The following is an 18,571-nucleotide window of genomic DNA, read 5'->3' as shown; positions in this document are numbered from 1 at the left end:
ACAACGGTCCAGCGAGCCTCCCCGTGATCGGTGGGGCGTCGGCAGCACCCGAGAAGAGGAAACGAGACCGTCATGACACCAGACTCTTTGCGCGGCGGTGCGCAGGGAATCCTGACGAGCCGCTACATTCTCCCGAACTTCTCGGAGAGGACGACGAACGGGACCCGGGAGTACAACCCGTACGGCAAGCTCTTCGAAGAGCGGATCGTTTTCCTGGGTACCGAGATCGACGAGACGGCGGCCAATGACGCCATGGCGCAGATCCTCTGCCTGGAGTTCCTGGACCCGGATCGTGACATCTCCATCTACATCAACTCGCCCGGTGGATCGTTCAACGCCCTCACCGCCATCTACGACACCATGCAATTCGTGCGGCCGGATATCCAGACGGTCTGCCTCGGTCAGGCGAACTCCGTCGCGGCGGTCATTCTCGCGGCCGGTACCGCGGGCAAGCGAATGGTGCTTCCGCACTCCCGCGTTCTCCTGTGCCAGCCGGACAGCCCCGTACGCCAGGGCCAGATCTCCGATCTGGAAATCCATGCGGACGAACTGGATCGAGCCAGGAACTGGATCGAAGAAGTCCTCGGCAAGCACTGCAACATGGACGCCAAGAAGGTCCGTGAGGACATCGAGCGGGACCACATCATGACCGCCGACGAGGCGAAAGAGTACGGCTTGGTCGACCAGGTGCTCGCCCCCCGCGGCAACTCGGCAAAGAACGCTGCCACGTTGGCGGACGGCTCGGGAGGATCCTCACGCTGATCACGGTCACCGGCGCCGTACCTCCGGCTCCCGCTCGACCTCCGCTCCGCAGCTGAGAGGCGCCCTCGACGAAGGTCACGCCTCCGACACGCTGCGGAGCTTCCGCGGTTCGGTGCCGGCGCATCGTCCGGACGAACGGGCGAGTGGGGCGATCTCGCCGCTTCTACGATGAGCATCGTATTATGGCAAGCGTCAAACTACGATGGATCTCGTACAATGGGGTCTTCAAGGGCCGCCGCGACCACCGGGGAATGCCGGGTGCGGGCGCGTCGCAGCTCAACAGATCCGCAGGTCAGGAGCCGTCATGCCGACCGAAACGCCAGCCGCCGGGGCCGCCTCGGGCGCCCGGTCGCTCCCGCACCCGGACCGTGAGGACATCCGGCTCGCCCAGGTGCTGCACGCCCTCGCCGACCCCATGCGGCTGCGGATCGTCTGCGCCCTGGCCGCCGCCGAGGGCGAGCTGAACTGCGCGGACATCGAACTGCCGGTCAGCAAGTCGACCTGTACGCACCATTTCCGGGTGCTGCGCGAGCACGGCGTGATCCAGCAGTTCTACCGCGGCACCGCCAAGATGAACGGCCTGCGCCGGACCGACCTCGACGAGCTGTTCCCCGGCCTGATCGACGGCGTCCTGCAGGCGGCCCGCCTCCAGGAGCGCCGCCTCGGCGCACTCTGAACGGGCCGCCGACCGCCCCGGCTCAGCGCCCCACCAGCACCGACCGCGCCGCCCGCAACAGCCCGTCCCAGTCGGCCAACTTGACCGTGCCGCGCCCCAGGCTGCGTCCCCGTTCGGCCTCCGCCGCCTCGATGGCCAGCCAGCCGCGCCAGGGCACCGGCCGCACCCCGATCCGCTCCAACGCCGCCATCGGTTCCGCCGCCACCGGCCGCACGGCCAGCTCGGCCGCGTCGGCCAGCAGGGACCTCGCGGTCTCCTTGGCGCACGGCCGGTTGGTGCCGATCACCCCGGTGGGGCCGCGCTTGATCCACCCCGCCACATAGACGCCCGGACATGGCTCCCCGTCCTTCAGGACCCGCCCGTCCGCGTGCGGCACCGTCCCGCTCGCCTCGTCGAACGGCAGCCCCGGCTGCGGCAGGCCGCGGTAGCCGACCGAGCGCAGCACCAACTGCCCGGCGATCTCCTCGTATTCACCCGTCCCCGTGACCCCGCCGCGTCCGTCGGGCACGGTCCGCTCGAACCGCACCGCCCGCACCCCGGTGGCCGGGTCCCCGAGGAGTTCCACCGGGCGCAGGAAGAACCGCAGATGGATCCGGCGCTCGCGCCCCACTCCCGCCGCCATGGCCACCGGCCGCTCGGCCCAGTCGCGCAGCACCTCGACGTTCCGCCGCATCGGGGCCGGCAGTGCGCTCGGATCGCGGTACGCCGGGTCCAGCGCCAGTTCCTCGGGCTGGACGAGCACCCGCGTGCCGGGCAGGGCGCCCAACTCCCGCAGCTCCTTGGTGGTGAACTTGGCCTGTGAGGGGCCGCGCCGGCCCACCATCCACACGTCCTCGACCCGACTGTCGGCCATCGCTCCGAGTGCGCCCTGCGGCATATCGGTCGAGGCCAGTTCCGCGGCACCCCGGGACAGCATCCGGGCCACGTCCACCGCGACGTTCCCCACCCCGATCACCACCGCCGAGTCGGCCGTCAGCGTGAAGCCGTCGGCCGCCGCGTCCGGATGCGCGCTGTACCAGGCGACGAAGTCGGTGGCCGGATGGCTGCCGGGCAGGTCCTCCCCGGGGATGTTCAGATGTCGGTCGGTGGCGGCGCCCACGCAGAACACCACCGCGTGGAAGATCTCCTGGAGCTGCGCGAGGCTCACGCCGGCTTCCCCCACCTCCACGTTCCCCAGGAAGTGCACCCGGGGGTGCTCCAGCACCGCCCGCAGGTTGTTCTGCAGCGACTTGATCTTCTCGTGGTCGGGTGCCACGCCGTAGCGCACCAGGCCGTACGGGCAGGGGAGTCGGTCCAGGACGTGGACCTCGACGTCCGGGACGTCCTCCTGCTCGACGAGCGTCTGAGCGGTGTAGACACCGCTCGGTCCGGAACCGATCACTGCGACACGAAGCACGGGTGGCCCCTTCCGCGGAGTACCCCCAGGATCGCACCGGCCGGCCCGCGGCGGGAGAGCTGCGCTATCGGGGTTGCTCCCGGTCCGATGAGCGTGCCGCGCCCGTTGGCCGGGTGAGCTGGAGGCTAGGTTTTGTTTGTGTCGGAAAGTGAGTTTTATACCGATAACCCCCGATATAAAGCGCAAGGCGGGGCATTGGAGTGGCCGGACTGGGAGCTTCAGGCGCATGGCTCGGCCGCGTCCGAACTGGGCCCCTGGTTCAGTGCCCGGCTGACCTTCCCCCACGGCGCCCGGATCGACGTCCTGGTGACGGCCACCGGTGACCGCCTCACCGTCGAGGACGTCCGCGCAGATCCGCCGCTGACACTGGACGATCTCGCCATGCTCGCCCGCTGGATCGAGGGCCCCCTCGACGACGCCTGCCGGGCGGCCACCGGACGCCCCCCGAAGACCGCGCCCGGCCCCGGCGCACCCCGGGACCCGGAGCCCGGTCCGGCAACCGCCGCACCGGAAGAGGGCGAGGCCCTGGCCCGCCCCCGGTCGGCCCGCGCGGAGGTCGCCGCGCCGGCGGACGACGTCGTCCACGGCGAGGGAGCGCTCCGCGGGGCGGGCGCCGGGCCGGCGGCCGGCAGCGGCGCGGCGGGTGCGGCGCCGGCCGACGGCCCGCCGGATCCGGAGCCGATCGCCGCGGACGACGGTCCGGAACCGGCCGCCGCGTCGCCCACACCGAGCCCCGACCCGGACCGGGAGGCCGACGCCGCCCCGCCGCCCGCCGAGTCCCGCGCCGCGGTCCTCGTCCGCTCGCGTGCCGGCGAGCGCCGCAAGATCGCGGCGGCCGCCTACCGCGCCGCCCAACAAGAAGGCCGGGACCCGATCCTGGCCGTCATGAACGCCACCGGCCGCAATCGCCGACGGGCCCTACGGCTGATCGCCGGCGCCCGCGACGCCGGCCTGCTGACGCCGCGCCACAACAAGCGCTAAGGGTTGTCCCGTGATCCCTGGTGGATCAGCGCGCGGCGTCAGATGCGGTGCGTCGCAAGGCGGAGGGGCATCCGGATACCGGGCGTATCCGGATGTTCCGACAACGCGGCGTGGGGGTACCTCCCAGCGTCAGCTGGGGGAGCGCCGTAGCTGTCGTCGTGCGCCCGCCAGGGATTACGGGACAACCCTTAGGCCGTGCCGCGCCACCCGCCGGGGCGGCCGCGTGTCGTCGTCCCCTCGGGTGGGCGTTCGCCCGGTGGCACGCCCAACTCCCAGTCCAGTTCGTACCGTTGGAACAGTTCGGCGCGCAGTCGGACCCGGGGCATCTGTGCCCCCGGCAGCAGCATCGGCACCACGGATCCCATCAGCAACGCCCGCAGCATCGGATAGTCGGTATCGGGATCGGCCGACCCGTAGGCCACCACCGTCTCGCGCAGCAACTGGGCCAGCCGCTGTTGCTCCGGGCACTGGATGAAGCCAGGGGCCGTCAGGATGCCGGCCATGTGCGTGCGCATCAGCAGCGGCTCGTCGTGCGCCAGCCCCAGGATCGCGTCGACGGCCCGGGCCAGCAGCTCCCGCCCGGCGTCCGGTCCGGTGGGCCGCGGTTCGCGCTCCAGGGCGGCCTGGAGCGTGCGGTGCATCAGTCGGTGCACGGCCGACTGGAGGAGCTGATGCTTGCCGGGGAAGTAGTAGGAGATCAGTCCGCGGGCCGCGCCCGCCCGCTGGGCGATGTCGCCGAGCGTCGTCGCCTCGTAACCGCGCTCGCCCACCAGTTCGACCGTCGCCTGTAGCAGTCGCTCGCGGGAGCGCCGCCGCAATTCTTCGTTGACCGATGCGCTGCGGGGGGACATGCTGTAACTCCTGCGTTGACTGGCTCAGAGCCAATATACTCAGCGCAGGTTCCGGAAGTCCGTCCGTGGTGGCGGTAATTCCGGCCAGGCTGCCTGATTCGGGCGACGCGGGGGATCGCCCGAATCAGGTGGAGCTGAGGCCGGGGTTGATCCCGTGACCAGCGTCTTGCCAGGTCAAGGGGTTAACCCCGGTTCGCGTCAGGTTGCAGGTTCGCTCATCTCTGGTCGGTTCTGATCATGCCTTTGCTGACTCGTTGCTGACTTAGCTGACATCACGTCAGGCCCTTTCGGACGGCCTGCTGGTCGATCAAGGGGCGGCCGTGGCCGTCGTTCAGCGGTGCTGGCAGCGCGAGCCCGTCGGGTTGACGCCATGATTCATCTCAAGCTGATCGTCGCCATTAATGGATGTGTTAATTCCCCGGTTTCGTGGAGACCTTCCTATGCGGCCGGCTCCTCGGTGAAGCCGGCCCAGTAGTCGCGTTCGTAGCCGATCGGGCTTTTCCAGTGGCACACGCTGGGTAGCCGACGTGTGTTGGAGAAGTCGGTGATCCAAGTCGCGATCCGGATCCGTGCTTCGGTGCGCGTGGCGAAGGTGCGCCGGTGGACGTATTCGACCTTGAGTACGCTGTTGAACGCTTCGTTGACGGCGTAGCCGGGATTTTCCTGATCGGCCATGATGGTCACGAGGAAGTCATCGGCACCTTGGGCGAGGCCCCCCCGGCCGCATCACGCTGGTCGACGGCTCTCACGATGTGGCGGGCATCGAGGTCCGCAGCGAGTCGAAGGTCGTCTGGCTCTCCCAGACGGCGCTCTCGGTCGACGAGACCATGGAGACGGTTCACGCGCTGAAGCAGAAGTTCCCGCTGCTCCTCTCCCCGCCCAGCGACGACATCTGCTGCGCGACGCAGAACCGCCAGATCGCGGTGAAGCAGAGGGGCGCCGACGCGGACCTGCTCATCGTGGTCGGCTCCAAGAACTCCTCAAACTCCCTCCGGCTCGTCGAGGTCGCCCTCGGTGCCGGCGCGCAGGACGCCTACCTGGTGGACTCCGCCAGCGAGATCGACGAGGCATGGCTCAGGGGCGCGTGCACAGTCGGCCTCACCGCTGGCGCGTCCGTCCCCGAGGTCCTGGTCGAGCAAGTCCTGCAGTGGCTCGCCCAGCGCGGCTTCGAGGGCATAGAGCTCGTCAAGGCCGCCCAGGAGGCCATCGCCTTCTCGCTGCCCAAGGAACTCCGACATGGCCTCGGTTACCCCCAAAGCCCTCTTTGACAGCCTCGTCCGAGAGGGACCGGCCCCGGCGAACTCGACCTCGGCCTGTTCGCCCCCCTGCCCCGGCCGGTCGATGCCGTCCACGCTGGGCACCCACTTGACGTGAAACCCGGCGCCTACCCGACGTAGAAGGCGGTGCTGCCGAATTGCCGCACGACCTGATACATCGTCCGCGCTGAGCCAGGGCAGTCGGGGAGAGCGTTCGGCTGGTCGCGGCAGATCCGGAGCATCTCCTCAAGGAGGCGGTCGTCGATGGTCTTGCGCCGGGCTTCGGTGGGGTCCAGGCGCAGGCCCTGTCCGCCGTAGTTGCGGTAGCCGAAGTCGTGGATGACACATGCGTCGTGGAAGGCCTTCGCCCACGGGCGTGGGGTGGGGGGTGAGCAGCCGTCGGTTGTCCAGTCGAAGGGCTTCTCGTGTTGCTGCGCGTAGGTGGGGAACTGGCGGTAGGTCCTCGCCATGAGGAAATCGGCCTGCTCGCGCACCTGATGGGTGTGCCTGGCCTGCGTCGACCCGGAGGCCGCCCGTGGTGCGGCATCGGACGCTGCCGCGGGTGCGGCACTCGGCAATGCGCTGATCAGAAACGATCCGCAGAGGGTGAGTCCGATGAGGAACCGTGACGCAGCGCGCCGTCGGGCGTGGAGTCTCATGCTGCTCCTATCTGGAGATGCGAGTGCGGAATGGCGAGACATCATTACCCCACGCGATCGACAAGTTGCTATATGTAACTACGGTCGGCTCTGGTGCATCCGCGCCAGGCCGTGCGTCGGCCGACAGAGCTTCCAACCGGCCCCGGGTCCCCTGCTTGAAGGTGGAGCGGGGACGCATGGCGCGAGTGCCCCGCCGCCGACCGGCGGGGCACTCTGTGTGGGGAGGCGGTCGTTCGAGGCCGGGGCGTGTCGTCCGCGGCTGCTAGGCGAAGGTCAGCGTCGCCGGGCCGCTCTGGCTGGAGACTCCCTTGCCCGAACACGCGGTGGGGCTCAGATCGGGCAGCGTGACCGTACGCGTGGCGACACTGCCCTTCCCGAATCCCTGGGTCACCGTGCCGGCGGCCGTGATCTGGGATGTGCCGTTCCCCAGTCGGACCACCGAGGTCACCTTGAAGAGCACGGTGGACCTCTTGTCGTTGTTCCACTGGTAGGTGGGCTGGTCCTGGGTGCCGAGCGGGTTGTTGAGGGAGGTGCAGGACGCGGTCTCGGTGACGTGGAACGTGCCCTTGCCGGACGTGATGCCGGCTGTGTCCTTGCAGGACGTGTAGACCTCGGTGATGGTCACCTTGGTCGACTTGGCGGTGTTGGTGAGCGGCGGGTCGTAGGTGACGGTCTGGCTGCCGATGCACGACAGAAGTGAGGCGTCGGCGTGCGCGGTGGCGGGGGCGAGGAGACTGCCACACGCGAGCGTGAATGTCGCGGTGATGCCGAGGGTCCGAGAGCGAATGCCGGCGAACACGGTGCCTCCTGGGCTTCCGAAAGGAGTGACGCGCGGTGAGACCATTAGCCCATCGCTCTCGGCCAGTTGGCCAGATCCCGACCGTACATCACAGCAGTGCACAGGCTCAGTGCCGAGCGCGCCACGAACCCTGTGCGCCGCCTTTGGGCAACAGTCCATCGTGTGTGTACGGGAGTTGCCCCTCCGGTGTGGCGGACGGCCCGCTCAGGGCGTGGACCTGGCGGAGGTCGGCGAGGTGACATTCACCAGCGCGGACCGAGTTCGGGGCGTGGTCCATAACTTCTACACGGACGGCAAGAAGCTGGATGCGGCCGTCGCGGTCATCGCCGCCCTGCACCACGACAACCCGGTGCTGCGCGAACACCTGGACAGCCACACCGGCAAACTCGACGATCTGGACGAACGCCGGGCCGACCGCGCAGGCCGGGGCCCCTCATCGGCTCCTGCTGACCTCAGGAAGCTGAGCGGTCCTCAGGTGCCCGATCCGCAGCATCACCTCCTCCTGGCCGGAAAATGACTTAGGCTAGGCTTACCTATTGTGAACCTCGCGCATCTGGCCGCCTCGGTCGGCTACAGCACGCCTCCGTCCTGGCGGATCCTTACCAAATCTGGCTATTTTGTCGGCCTGTCCGGAGCCGTCGGCGCCACGGTGACGTACGCGGCAGTGGTCCGCCCAGCACTCCGCGCGAGCGAGAACGAGCGCGGCGACGTCGACGCTCTACGTCGGCGGACGGCGGGATATCTGGCCTGGGCCGGGGTCGTCCTGCTCGCGGCCGGCTACTTCCAGCTCGCCGCTCGCCTGGCCCGGTCCGGCAAGGGCATGCCGTTCGGCGACGCTCTCGCGCCGGCACGGATCTGGGACTTCCTGCGCGCACCCGCCGCGAAGGGGGCGTGGGTGGCGCAGGGTGCGATCTACCTGGCTCAAAACGCCGCCCTGATCCTGGCTTCCGCCACGCTCATCGCACTCTTCACCCCGCAGGCACGACGACACCTGAACACCCTCGCTCTGACCGCCCTGCCCCTGGCGCTCGCCACCTCGCTCGTCGCGGCGATACCCGCCTCCGCACCGAAGGACGCGGACCACGTCCTCGACCTCCTTTTCGGTCAGGTTCACGTCATCAGTGGCACGGTGTGGATCGGCGGTCTGGTCCTGCTCGCCACCCTCGCCGGCACCCGTGGCCGACTGGGCCAGAACGCCGGGGTGCTGTGGGCGGACCTCTGGCGCCGCTTCAGCTTCGTCTCCCTGGTCTGCGTCGGCGCGGTGCTCGCCTCCGGCCTGTGGATGAGCTGGAAACACGTCGGCAGCATCGGGCAGTTGTGGACGACGACCTACGGATTCCTCCTGTTCATCAAGATCGTGCTGGTCCTGGGCATGGTCACGGCCGGCGGCGTCAACCAGTTCTGGCTGATGCCCCGCATCGCCCAGGCCCGCCGCGCCGACTCCACAGCCTCTCTCCTCCACCTGACGCTGCGGCGCTTCCCAAAGGTCGTCTGGGCCGAGGTCGCGCTCGGAGCCGCCGTCCTGACCGTCGTTCCCTTCCTCAGCGGCTCCGCCCGCGCCGAGGCCGGCAGCCCGCCGCCCGTCACGAGCAGCAGCATCTTCGCCGTGGGCGCCACACTGGTCCTCGCCCTCGCCGCCTCGCTCTACATCACGGTCAGGACCTCCGACGCCCTCTCCCGACGCGAGATCCCAGCCACCCCCTGACCCGGCGACCTCCCAGACCTGTGGCGAGACAAGGTCGAGTGCGACACCGAAGTCCCGCCGTCTTACTTGATGTTGTCGGCCCGGCACGTTGCCGGCGCCGACGGCCGCTGGGCAGTAACGTGGCCGACGTCGGCCGGGAAGCTCGCGGTGCCGATCCATCTCACGCCCGGTGTGAGCCGTCGCTCGTGCTCGGGAGCGATGGAGTCGGCCAGCAAGGAGGAGGCGGGCGTCGCCCGATCATTGGTGGACGCGGCGCAGCAAGCGGGCACGGGCACATGGTGTGCATCTCCATCGTCGATGTCGCGCAGGATCTTCTAGCCCTTCATCCGGGCGAAGACGTGCTCGACGCGGGCACGGACCTTGTGGTGAGACGCGTTGTGTTCCTCTTTCCAGGCCGGAGTTCGGCCTGGCCGCGTTCGCGCCGGCGGGGGATGACCAGGCAGGCGAGGGCCACCTGGGAGAAGGTGAAGAGTACTTCGGGTGTGGCCGCGCGCCCTCCAAAGGCCAGGACGGCCTTTGTCAGAGGACGTTATGCGAGTCTTGAACCGTTCTCGTGAACGACTGCGTGATCAGATCGCCAGCCTTACCAAGCAACTCGACGCCGCCGAAGACACTTTGAGGCGACTGGAGATTACCCGGGAGACCATCCTGGAACTGGCCGCCGAGGACGGAGCTTCGCCGTCCGAGCCGCTGCCTCCCGGTACCGCGAGACCCTGGCTGCCATCGAGGAGACCGGGAAGGGACTCCGTGCCCGGGACGCCGAGCCCTCGGTCTCGACGCCGAACCACGGCACACCGAAGGCACCCGCGCCAAGCTGAAACGCCTGGTCGGTCGAGGCATCCTCACCGAACCTGAGCCCGGCCTATTCACTCTCACCAAGCCCACATCGGGCACACCAGAAGCCAACTCAAGCCCAGATCCAGGGGACCCGAAGGCCATCCCGCAGTTAGGGGGTTGAGTATTTCAGTGACGTTTTGGTGGGCCCGGTCGGCTATACCCTCGCGAGTTGCGCATCCCGTGGCCGGTGCGGGCGGCACCGAATCCGCTTCCTTGAGCCGTAGGCAGGTGGGGCCTTGGTCCCAAGGCCCCACCTGCTCGGGTTCAGGGTGGTCAGAAGTGCACTGTGCGGTCCCGGGTGACGGTCGGGACGGCGAGCACGGCATCGAACGCCTCAGGGACCGGGGTGCTCAGGTGGGAGCTCTGGAAACGGATCCCGTTAAGCAGTGGTGCACCCTGGGCGTCGCGCGGTGTGTGCCGCAGGTCGGTCAAGGTGATCCGGTCGATGAGTCCGGCGTCGGTGAGGGCGGCCTCGACGCTGCCGGGTGCGGCAGGCTCCAGGTGGGCTTCGGCGAGGGTGAAGCCGACCGCGGCGCTCTGGTCGGGGTACATCTCCGGCACATGGTCGGCGGTGTGGACGAGGGCCACGGCGCGGTAGTCCTGGCCGAACATCCGATGCAGGTGCTGGCCCATGGGCAGTGTGGTGAGCCCACCGCCGCCGAACCCCAAAGAAAACGCCGTCTTGTGGATGTGGTTGTTGTGCGCCGCGAGGACGATCCGGGCCCCCGGTTCGGCGTGGTCCAGGTGCCAGCGCACGGACTCGGCAAGGTAGACCTCCCGCACCGACAGGTCCGCGGCCAGGGCCCGGCCGGACATCAGGGCGTTCCCCGCCTGGAACATGTAGTCGGTGTGGCAGGCCGCTTCCACCCGGCGCCGGGCGATGTCGAAGCGGCGCTGGCTGCTGCGGGAGACGTAGAGCGGTTCGACGGCGCGCAGCCGCAGCAACAGCCGAGCCAGTGTGGCGGTCAGCTCGCTCTGCTCGGCGGTCTCCAGGCTGGCCCACGCGGGCGCGGCCGCCGCGCCGGAACCGCAGCCCTTGAGGAACCGGTCGCTGATCTCCAGGACCGTATCGACGAGGGGGAGTGCGTCGGGGTCGACCTCGCGCAGGTAGTCGGCCACCGGCTCCAGGGCAGGTCGTAGCGCCCCGCCGGCCTCGGGGATGTCGAGGCCGGCGAAGCGCAAGGGGTGTCCGCTGGTGCGGTTGTGGTGTCGCAGCCAGTGCATGAGATCTGCGGCGCCCCACTCGGCGGCGGCCCGGCTCACTTTCGCCAGGTCGCCGTCGTCTCCCTCGCCCTGCAGCCACCGGTCGAGCGGGAAGGCTTCGCTGAAGCCGAACTCCATGGCGAAGACGGTGAATCCACAGCGTTCGGCGAGGAAACGCAGCACCCGCTGGCGTGCGCGCGAGAACTCTTCGACGAAATGGGCGCCCTCACCGACCGCGACAACCCGGGCATCGCCGACGATCTCCCGGAGTACTTCGAGGTCGTCGAGGGGCTGGTGCGGATCAAGGGTGGTCAGGGTGCTGGAGTGCTCGCGGAACCAATCGGCAAGCACGGTGCGGGAAGAAGGCTGAACAGGCACAAGTAAAGCTCATCTCTCGGCTCGGAGGTTCAGGAACCAGCCGCTCATCCGCACACGGGCGGAGGAGCGACGTGACGACGCACAGACGCAACCAGCGCCGGGCCACTGAGCCAACGGCGCGCCGCGTCCGTCAACGAACCTCGTCAGAGAAAATTGCTGAAGATTGCCATGATCGAAAACTAGCACGGGCGCCGTACTCGGACATGCGAATATTCCGGCGCTCGATCGCGAGGCAGAGCGCCCTCGGAGGACTTGTGCGAGCTGATGCCGGCTACCAAGGCTGATGTTGTGCCGGGTCCGCTGAGCAGCCGAGTTGCCCCCTTCCGAGTGGTGGAAGGCGCTTAGAGGTCCTAACAAAGGCGTTGGACGTGTCTGTAGGTGATGAGACATGTAGCGAGTCCGAGGAAGGCTTCATGGATGTCGTCCCGTCGCTCCCATCGGATGCGCAGGCGACGGAAGCCGTGCAGCCAGGCGATGGTTCGTTCGACGACATATCGGAAGACGCCCAGGCCGGAGCCGTGTGGCTCGCCTCGCCGCGCGATCACGGGACGGATGCCGCGCTGCCACAGCAGACGCCGGTACTTGTCGTGGTCGTAGCCACGGTCGGCGAGCAGTGCGTCGGGCCGGTGGCGGGGCCGGCCGACAACCCCGGCGACAGGGGGGATCTTGTCGAGCAGAGGCAGGAGCTGGGTGACGTCGTTGCGGTTGCCGCCGGTCAGCGACACCGCGAGCGGGATGCCTTGGGCGTCGGTGACGACGTGGTGCTTGCTGCCCGGCCGTGCGCGATCGACCGGACTGGGACCGCTTTTGGGCCCCTACGGGCCGCCCGCACATGGGAAGAGTCGATCACCGCCCGGGACCAGTCCAGCTTCTTCGCCGACCGCAGCTTCTTCAACAGCAGCACATGCAGCTGGTCCCACACCCCGGCGGCATTCCAGGCGGCCAGCCGCCGCCAGCAGGTCATACCCGAACCAAAGCCCAGCTCCTGCGGCAGGTACTCCCACTGGATGCCGGTGTGCAGCACGAACAGGATCCCGCACAACGCCTGCCGGTCCGGCACCCTCGGCCGCCCCTCAACCAGCTTCGGCCCCGGCTTGGGCAGCAACGGCTCGACCAACGCCCACAGTTCATCCGACACGATCCACGGCCGCGACTGACGTTTCCCCACGACCAGACCAACGAGCAAATAGGCCAGCAGTCACATGATCAACCACTTCTGTTAGGACCTCTTAGCCACATAACGTCCTCTCAGGGAGTTCGGACGATGATGCGCGCGCATGGGTCAACAGGTGGGTGAAGTCCTGGAAGGAGGAAACCGCGATCGGCTGGGCCGTGGTACCGCCCAGCGGCGTGCCGGTAGGCCCCCTTGCCTTGCAGCAGCTCAATCTCCCTCGTGGAACCGGACGTACTACCCGCTGGCTGCTGCGGAGCAGCCGCGGCTACGGCTGGGGTCATTGCGCACGGCAAAGGGCAGCCCGTTGGGCCTTTGACGATGTCGGCCTGCATCGTCTCGCCCTTGCACATTCGGCTGCCAACGAAGCGTCGTGCAGGTCTGCGTTGAAGGCTGGGCTTGCGGCAGAAGGCGTTCGGCGCAGTGCCGAACTCCACCTTGATGGCTGGCACGACATGCACGAACACGGTTGTGTTCAGGGCGATCTGCCAAAGCAGACACGTCTCATGGCAGTGGCCGACACCACAGTGATTCCGACCTCGGCGATTTAAGGTGATGGTGGCGGGAGGTTGGGGGAAAGTCTGGTGCCGGTGAGGAGCCGTCGAGGACGTCAGCGCGGTATTGGAGCCGCTTGAGGCGGTTGCGGACGAGGGCTTCGAGTCTGTCGAGGGCGACGCCGGCGAGATTCGCGAGACAGGCAAGTGACTTCCGGGCGTGTCGAGGCTACGAGTGGCCGAACCATCCGGGCACGTCAAGCAAGAATGGCTCTGCGGGAGTCATGCTGCGCAGGTCAGCTTCCAGCGCGCGAAGGCGATCTTCGCCGAGGGTCTGAGCCCAGTCGGCCCGGAGGCGGTCAAAGATGCGGGCCGACAAGGCCAGGCACTCAATGCCGCGATCAGTGAGTCGCACGATCTTGCGCCGTGCATCGCGCGGATCTGTGCCGCGTTCCACGTAGCCAAGGCGCTCAAGTGTGTCGATCGTCTTGCCGGCTGCCTGTTTGGAGATCCCGAGCCGACGGCCAAGATCCGCGGCGGTTGTGCCGTCCTGGCCGATTGCCTGGAAGACGTAGCCGTGCATCGGCCGGACGTCGGGATGCCCTTGGCGTGCGAGCTCGTCGTGGAGGTCATCGATGAGAACGCGGAAGGCAAGGAACAGTCGCAGCGGTAGCTCGAAGCCAGGGGAGTCACTTGACACGATCGACAACCAGGTTCACCATTTCGACAACCATGTTGTCGAGTTTAAGGGATTCTGCGATGCCTGTCATCCGCCATGCCGAGAGCCGCCGGACCGAGACACCCAACGCCGTCATGACCACGCTCGCCTCTCCGACGCTGGGGGGCGCTGGACAGGCTCTGTGGCGCGTCGATATGCAACCTGGCGCCACGGGCCCTCTCCACACGTTCGATGCCGAGCAGGTGTGGACAGTGGTGGACGGCGGCGCGACCGTTGAGCTCGACGGTGAGACGCTCATCGTGGTGCCTGGCGATACGGTCGTCATGCCCGCCGCAGCGCCGCGGCGCGTGAGCGCCGACCCGGAGGTGGGCTTCGCCGCTATTGTTGCTGCCTCCCCGGGCGCGTGCGCTTCTGCTCCTGATGGCACCGGTAAGACGGTGCCGGCCTGGACCGTTTAGGTAGAACGACGACTGGACCGCCCGGCCTGAGGGCCGCCACACGCGTGTTCATGAACACAGAGGGTGCCGTAGTCGCGGGTGCAGATCCTGAGGGCGACTTTGCGGAGCTCGAAAGGGCCGAGGACTCCTGCCATTCTTCGGGGGTGAGGGTGCGGTAATCCTCGCCGGGGCGCTCGGCTCTGCGACGCGCAATGAAGGCCCGGTGGCGGGCGATGACGCGGCCACCCTCGGCCGGTGGAGGCCAGCGCGTTCGTTGCGGGGCGGGTCCATCGGATTGCGATGAGCGTGTGCCCGTCGGCCCCGGCGCGATCCGTCCAGTGGGAACGGGTTGGGCACCGGTCCGGTGCCGACGTCGCGATGGAAGCCGTAGAAGGTCCGTAGGACCGCCTCGCTGTGTGTGCGGACCGACGGCGCGCACGGCTTCCCGCCCGGAGCCCACCGGCCGACCTTGTCCGGGCGCCGCCAGTGCGGACGTGACGGCTTCCCCGCGACCTGCAGCCAGTGGGAGAAGTCCCTCGCCTCGATCCGACTGGCCCGGTCCCACGGCATCTCGACCGCCCAGAGGAAGCGGAACCAGCGCAGTAGATCCGTGCCGTAGGAACGAGCTGTCGTCGGCGGCCGCCCGGCACCTGCACATCCCGCAGCAAGGCGGCAGCCCCCTCGACCGGCTTCCCGGTCGGGCCGACAAGCCGGTAGGGCTCCCACGGGTCGTCCGTGGCGACCAGCTCTCCGGCCAGCGGCACAGACAGGGCCGCCAGGTCTCTCGATGACTCCATGGCCAGCCCAGCGACGATCCCGCCACAGGGGCACTGACCTGCGAGAACTCCGTCAGTACTTCAGTCAACAGGTAATCTTCCGCAACGCCCTGGACATCGCCGAGATCGTCCGCCAGCTCCTGGAGGAGGGATGGGGGATCGACCCCGAGGACCTGGCCCGCATCTCCCCGTAGCCGGCCGAGCACAAAAAACGGTTCGGCGAGTACTCCACGCACGAACTCGGCATCGAGCCGGAGGCGTACGACCCGGAGCTCGACGTCGACTTCACTCTGCTGCGTGAAGGGGATCTGAACGTCGTCGACTTGGACCAGGCCGTGTGATGCCGGGTGCGGCCAGGAGCGGTGAGGCGGCGAGCAGCCCCGTGCGCGCGGGCCGGTGTCTGTACCGCGCCGGGTGCGCCCGCGGCGACGACGCGGGCGCCGAGGCGTCAGGCGGGCTGGACGGTGATGGTGCAGAGGCGCTTGGTGGCCCGGGTCAGGGCTACGTACAAGTCCCTTTCCCCACCGGGGCGGGTCGTGATGATTTCCTCGGGGTTCATGACGACGACCCCGTCGAATTCCAGGCCGCGTGCTTCGGACGCCGGCACGATGCGTGCGTGGTGAGCGATGCCCTGGGCCGTCAGCTCGCTCACCCTGGTGTCCGCGCAGATCACTCCCAGAAGCTCGCCCGGGTGTGCGGTGCTCTGGGCGCGGAGTTCCTGAACGACGGCGGTGACCAACCCGTCCGGAGGTGTGGTCACGGTGCGAGGGCTCTCGCCGCTTCGCAGTGACCGTGTGGGCTTCTGGTCCGGAGCGATCCGCATGAGCAGGTCCCGGACGCTCTCCAGAATCTCCTGCGTGGTGCGGTAGCTGACGGTCAGGTGGTGCAGTTTGAACCGCGGTCCGACGTGGGGGCTCAGTGCTTCCTTCCAGTCGCGTGCTGTCGCGACCGGGCCTGCCTGGGCGAAGTCACCCACCAGCGTCATCGCCCTTGCCGGGCAGCGGCGGACGATCATCCGCCACTGCATGGCGGTCAGTTCCTGCGCCTCGTCGACGACGACGTGCCCGTACGTCCGCTCGGGAGGGCCGTCGACCAGGCTCGCCGCCTCGTCCAGCAACGGCACATCGGCATCGGTCCACGGGTCGTTGGGACCGCGCAGCAGAAGGGACCGCTCCTGCGCGGTCAGGCGGGGCAGGCGCTCGGCGAGAGCGCCGGCGTTCGTCAGGAGCGCCTTCACGAGGTCACCGGGTACCAGCCGCGGCCACAACACCTCGACCGCTCGGTCGACGCCGGCGTCGGCGAGGAGATCGGCTCGGATGGCGTCCAGGTCCAACTCGTGGGCCGGACCCGAGTCGGCCGCACCTTCGGCACGGCGCTGGGCGGCTCCCGTGAACCGGTCGAGGTTGATGCCCGTCATCCTTTCGGCATCGGCGTCGATCTGCTCCAGGAGGTCGCCCATGTCTCGTTGCACCGCGTCGGTGACGGCGTCGACCAAGAGCTCTTTGAACACCTGGCGTGCGGGGTTGTGTCCCGGTACGGCTGCCACGGCGGCGTCGCGTGCCGTGGCGACGTCTTCGCCGGAGAGGTGAACCAGTTCCTGTCCGACCCGCACGGTGAAGTCGCCGACGGGGGCTTGGTGGACGCGCAGCAGGCCGGCCAAGGCGTCGGCGAGGTCGGAGCTGCCCTTGAGACGCGCCGTAGCGAACGGGTCCACCGTGTCCGTGGACACTCCGGCCAGTTCCCGGCAGGTCGCCAGAACGACGTCGTTCTCTCCGAGCGAGGGCAGGACCTGGGAGATGTAGTCGAGGAACCGGGCGTTCGGGCCCACCACCAGGACACCCTCCTCCGCGGCGCGCGGGAACGCGTACAGGACATAGGCCGCCCGGTGCAGGGCGACCACCGTCTTGCCGGTGCCGGGCCCGCCCTGCACCACGGTCACCCCACGGTGGGCGGAGCGGACGATCTCGTCCTGCTCGGCCTGCAGCGTCGCGACGGCCGCGTGCATCCTGCCCGTACGCCGTGCCGACAGAGCCTCGGTCAACGGGCCGTCCCCCACGACGTCCTCGTCGGTCGGGGCGGTCCCGTCCAGCAGTTCGTCGCTCACCGAGATGACCGTGCGCTCCTCCAGGCGCAGGTGCCGGCGCCGCCGCAGGTCCATCGGGTGGACCGGGGTCGCCTCGTAGAAGGGCCGCGCCGCGTTCGCGCGCCAGTCCACGAGCAGAGGCAGGTCATCCTCCTCCGTATGCAGTCCGATCCGCCCGATGCGCAGGGCCGTGCCATCCGTCCAGTCGATGCGCCCGAAGACCAGCCCCTTTTCGGCGCCCTCCAGCCGACCGATTTCCTTGGCCAGACGCTCGGCGGCGATTTCTCTCTCGTATGCCGCACCGGCGCTGTCCGCCGGGGCCTTCAGCACACTCGCCCGGTGTACTCGCGCCTCGGAAAGCCGCTCGGTGAGCAACTCATACAAGGAGGACACATAATCCCGCTCCGATTCAACCGCACGCACAGCGGGATCACTCATTTTCGACAACAGGGGACTCCTTCGATTCGACCCACACCATACGGTCAAAGATCCCTAAAGATAAGCCTTGACTTACTTGGTGAGGTCATGCCCCTGCGACTGAATCCATGACGGCTGACCGTAGGGCACGCATTCCGCCGTTCCGTATATCGCTAATTGCGTTCACGATGCCCGCCTGCCTTATGGGCGAGCCCGCCCTCGGGTGCCGGCGATGTTTTGCCGCGTTCGGGAAAAGGGGGGAGATCCGGCGAGGCGACCGGCGCCATCGAGCTCACTGCCAGGGGGCATCGGGTCGCTTCGCCTGGCGACCCGACCGAGGAGACGAGCACAGAAGCGCCCTAAGCCCTCGACTGGTCCACCACTGCCCGACCCGTGCCGACGGCCCCATCTCAGGACCGCAGCACCACGCCACCGTCGGTCGCGACCGACCCAGAGAACGGATCGGTGAACTCTCACCCCGTTCGCCGCCGCAACGCCCGGCGGCAGGCCCGTCCGTGCCCGAACCATCCGCCCCGGTCCCGCCCAACCTGGATCCGCCGATCTTCGGCCTCCGCGTCTTTGGTGTCGTCAAAGGAAGGCGGGCTCAGGCGGTCAGCGCACCACCGCTGTTCAGGAGGCCAGCGTAGGCTTCTGCCGGAGTGCGATAGCCATGGGCCTTGCGCGGACGATGGTTGAGCTCGTGGGCGCTGGTGTCCAGGTCGGCCTGGCTGAACGTGCGGAGGTCCGCGCCCTTGGGGAGGTACTGCCGAAGCAGCCGGTTGGTGTACTCGTTGCTGACTTAGCTGACATCGTGCCAGGCCCCTTCGAGGTGTCCTGCTGGTCGATCCAGGGGCGGCCGTGGCCGTCGTCCAGCGGCGCTGGCCGCGCGAGCCCGTCGGCTTGGTCGGCTTGACGCCATGATTCAACTCATGCTGATCGTCGCCATTGACGGATATCTCGTTGCGGAAGCGGCGCCGAATTGACGTGACATCGAGTAGCAGGAACCCGCAA

16 protein-coding genes and 5 pseudogenes are annotated in these 18,571 nt (G+C 68.4%); 9 read left to right on the top strand and 12 right to left on the bottom strand.

Annotation, left to right across the window (positions count from 1 at the left end):
* The first annotated feature begins 72 nt into the window (after nucleotides 1-72).
* Complete coding sequence (locus tag MOV08_RS07115) at nucleotides 73-762, top strand: ATP-dependent Clp protease proteolytic subunit (protein WP_052286574.1); 690 nt, start codon at nucleotides 73-75, stop codon at nucleotides 760-762.
* Between the two features lie 304 nt (nucleotides 763-1,066).
* A complete protein-coding gene (locus tag MOV08_RS07110) occupies nucleotides 1,067-1,438 on the top strand; it encodes an ArsR/SmtB family transcription factor (RefSeq protein WP_039630418.1) in 372 nt (123 codons plus the stop codon).
* A gap of 22 nt (nucleotides 1,439-1,460) precedes the next feature.
* Here MOV08_RS07110 and MOV08_RS07105 read toward each other — a convergent pair whose 3' ends face one another.
* A complete protein-coding gene (locus tag MOV08_RS07105; protein ID WP_275306736.1) occupies nucleotides 1,461-2,834 on the bottom strand; it encodes an FAD-dependent oxidoreductase in 1,374 nt (457 codons plus the stop codon).
* A gap of 195 nt (nucleotides 2,835-3,029) precedes the next feature.
* Here MOV08_RS07105 and MOV08_RS44145 point away from each other — a divergent pair, with 195 nt between their 5' ends.
* On the top strand, nucleotides 3,030-3,815 hold the full coding sequence (locus MOV08_RS44145; RefSeq protein WP_420834133.1) for a DUF6214 family protein: 786 nt from the start codon (nucleotides 3,030-3,032) through the stop codon (nucleotides 3,813-3,815).
* Nucleotides 3,816-4,003: 188 nt separating this feature from the next.
* Here MOV08_RS44145 and MOV08_RS07095 read toward each other — a convergent pair whose 3' ends face one another.
* Together MOV08_RS07095 and MOV08_RS07090 are read right to left on the bottom strand one after the other, a co-directional pair.
* Nucleotides 4,004-4,666, bottom strand: a complete 663-nt coding sequence (locus MOV08_RS07095; RefSeq protein ID WP_039630412.1) for a TetR/AcrR family transcriptional regulator — start codon at nucleotides 4,664-4,666, stop codon at nucleotides 4,004-4,006.
* Nucleotides 4,667-5,104: 438 nt separating this feature from the next.
* Entirely contained in the window at nucleotides 5,105-5,341 is a 237-nt protein-coding gene (locus MOV08_RS07090; protein ID WP_275306734.1) for an IS3 family transposase, read from the bottom strand.
* Here MOV08_RS07090 and MOV08_RS07085 point away from each other — a divergent pair.
* Nucleotides 5,324-5,934 (top strand): annotated as a pseudogene (locus MOV08_RS07085) (4-hydroxy-3-methylbut-2-enyl diphosphate reductase); the annotation flags it as partial. The gene MOV08_RS07090 and the pseudogene MOV08_RS07085 overlap by 18 nt on opposite strands.
* Nucleotides 5,935-6,050: 116 nt before the next feature.
* Here MOV08_RS07085 and MOV08_RS07080 read toward each other — a convergent pair.
* Nucleotides 6,051-6,392 carry a phospholipase A2 gene (locus tag MOV08_RS07080; protein ID WP_275306733.1) on the bottom strand — a complete coding sequence of 114 codons (342 nt, stop codon included), beginning with the start codon at nucleotides 6,390-6,392 and terminating at the stop codon, nucleotides 6,051-6,053.
* A 451-nt stretch (nucleotides 6,393-6,843) separates the two neighbouring features.
* Nucleotides 6,844-7,380, bottom strand: coding sequence for a hypothetical protein (locus MOV08_RS07075; protein ID WP_275306732.1), 537 nt, complete (start codon nucleotides 7,378-7,380; stop codon nucleotides 6,844-6,846).
* 211 nt (nucleotides 7,381-7,591) lie between these two features.
* On the opposite strand from MOV08_RS07075, the gene MOV08_RS07070 reads away from it, so the two are divergent.
* Nucleotides 7,592-7,897, top strand: a complete 306-nt coding sequence (locus MOV08_RS07070) for a hypothetical protein (protein WP_275306731.1) — start codon at nucleotides 7,592-7,594, stop codon at nucleotides 7,895-7,897.
* Between the two features lie 21 nt (nucleotides 7,898-7,918).
* Nucleotides 7,919-9,085, top strand: a complete 1,167-nt coding sequence (locus tag MOV08_RS07065; protein WP_275306730.1) for a copper resistance D family protein — start codon at nucleotides 7,919-7,921, stop codon at nucleotides 9,083-9,085.
* Between the two features lie 317 nt (nucleotides 9,086-9,402).
* Here the strand turns inward: MOV08_RS07065 and MOV08_RS44140 are convergent.
* The 3 genes and pseudogenes from MOV08_RS44140 to MOV08_RS07050 form a co-directional block, all read right to left on the bottom strand.
* Nucleotides 9,403-9,524: pseudogene (locus tag MOV08_RS44140) on the bottom strand (IS5/IS1182 family transposase); the annotation flags it as partial.
* A 671-nt stretch (nucleotides 9,525-10,195) separates the two neighbouring features.
* A complete protein-coding gene (locus MOV08_RS07055) occupies nucleotides 10,196-11,476 on the bottom strand; it encodes an erythromycin esterase family protein (RefSeq protein WP_275306729.1) in 1,281 nt (426 codons plus the stop codon).
* A gap of 377 nt (nucleotides 11,477-11,853) precedes the next feature.
* A protein-coding gene (locus tag MOV08_RS07050) for an IS5 family transposase (protein ID WP_420834110.1) occupies nucleotides 11,854-12,671 on the bottom strand; the annotation gives its coding sequence in 2 pieces (ribosomal slippage) (nucleotides 11,854-12,320 and nucleotides 12,320-12,671; 819 coding nt in all).
* A gap of 101 nt (nucleotides 12,672-12,772) precedes the next feature.
* On the opposite strand from MOV08_RS07050, the pseudogene MOV08_RS07045 reads away from it, so the two are divergent.
* Nucleotides 12,773-13,225 (top strand): annotated as a pseudogene (locus tag MOV08_RS07045) (GNAT family N-acetyltransferase); the annotation flags it as partial.
* Here the strand turns inward: MOV08_RS07045 and MOV08_RS44135 are convergent.
* A pseudogene (locus tag MOV08_RS44135) lies at nucleotides 13,179-13,367 on the bottom strand (hypothetical protein); the annotation flags it as partial. The pseudogenes MOV08_RS07045 and MOV08_RS44135 overlap by 47 nt on opposite strands.
* Before the next feature lie 30 nt (nucleotides 13,368-13,397).
* On the bottom strand, nucleotides 13,398-13,877 hold the full coding sequence (locus MOV08_RS07040; RefSeq protein WP_476718400.1) for a MarR family winged helix-turn-helix transcriptional regulator: 480 nt from the start codon (nucleotides 13,875-13,877) through the stop codon (nucleotides 13,398-13,400).
* Nucleotides 13,878-13,927: 50 nt separating this feature from the next.
* On the opposite strand from MOV08_RS07040, the gene MOV08_RS07035 reads away from it, so the two are divergent.
* Nucleotides 13,928-14,305: a cupin domain-containing protein gene (locus MOV08_RS07035; protein ID WP_275306728.1), complete on the top strand. Its 378-nt coding sequence runs from the start codon at nucleotides 13,928-13,930 to the stop codon at nucleotides 14,303-14,305.
* A 766-nt stretch (nucleotides 14,306-15,071) separates the two neighbouring features.
* A complete protein-coding gene (locus tag MOV08_RS07030) occupies nucleotides 15,072-15,254 on the top strand; it encodes a hypothetical protein (RefSeq protein ID WP_052286568.1) in 183 nt (60 codons plus the stop codon).
* A 254-nt stretch (nucleotides 15,255-15,508) separates the two neighbouring features.
* On the opposite strand, the gene MOV08_RS07025 is transcribed toward MOV08_RS07030, so the two are convergent.
* Both MOV08_RS07025 and MOV08_RS07020 read right to left on the bottom strand, forming a co-directional pair.
* Complete coding sequence (locus tag MOV08_RS07025; RefSeq protein ID WP_203232526.1) at nucleotides 15,509-17,536, bottom strand: HelD family protein; 2,028 nt, start codon at nucleotides 17,534-17,536, stop codon at nucleotides 15,509-15,511.
* A gap of 628 nt (nucleotides 17,537-18,164) precedes the next feature.
* A pseudogene (locus MOV08_RS07020) lies at nucleotides 18,165-18,356 on the bottom strand (transposase); the annotation flags it as partial.
* Nucleotides 18,357-18,571 lie beyond the last annotated feature (215 nt).

The organism is Streptomyces yunnanensis, assembly GCF_029011865.1.
GTDB lineage: Bacteria > Actinomycetota > Actinomycetes > Streptomycetales > Streptomycetaceae > Streptomyces > Streptomyces yunnanensis.
Note: the sequence above shows the minus strand (reverse complement) of the source record. Positions and strands in the feature narration are given on the sequence as shown.

Excerpts from the sequence above, each read along its gene's own strand:
- MOV08_RS07115 (WP_052286574.1), top strand. The coding sequence starts at position 73 with ATGACACCAGACTCTTTGCGCGGCGGTGCGCAGGGAATCCTGACGAGC.
- MOV08_RS07090 (WP_275306734.1), bottom strand. The coding sequence starts at position 5,341 with ATGGCCGATCAGGAAAATCCCGGCTACGCCGTCAACGAAGCGTTCAAC.
- MOV08_RS07035 (WP_275306728.1), top strand. The coding sequence starts at position 13,928 with ATGCCTGTCATCCGCCATGCCGAGAGCCGCCGGACCGAGACACCCAAC.
- MOV08_RS07095 (WP_039630412.1), bottom strand. The coding sequence starts at position 4,666 with ATGTCCCCCCGCAGCGCATCGGTCAACGAAGAATTGCGGCGGCGCTCC.
- MOV08_RS07080 (WP_275306733.1), bottom strand. The coding sequence starts at position 6,392 with ATGGCGAGGACCTACCGCCAGTTCCCCACCTACGCGCAGCAACACGAG.
- MOV08_RS07030 (WP_052286568.1), top strand. The coding sequence starts at position 15,072 with ATGACTCCATGGCCAGCCCAGCGACGATCCCGCCACAGGGGCACTGAC.
- MOV08_RS07110 (WP_039630418.1), top strand. The coding sequence starts at position 1,067 with ATGCCGACCGAAACGCCAGCCGCCGGGGCCGCCTCGGGCGCCCGGTCG.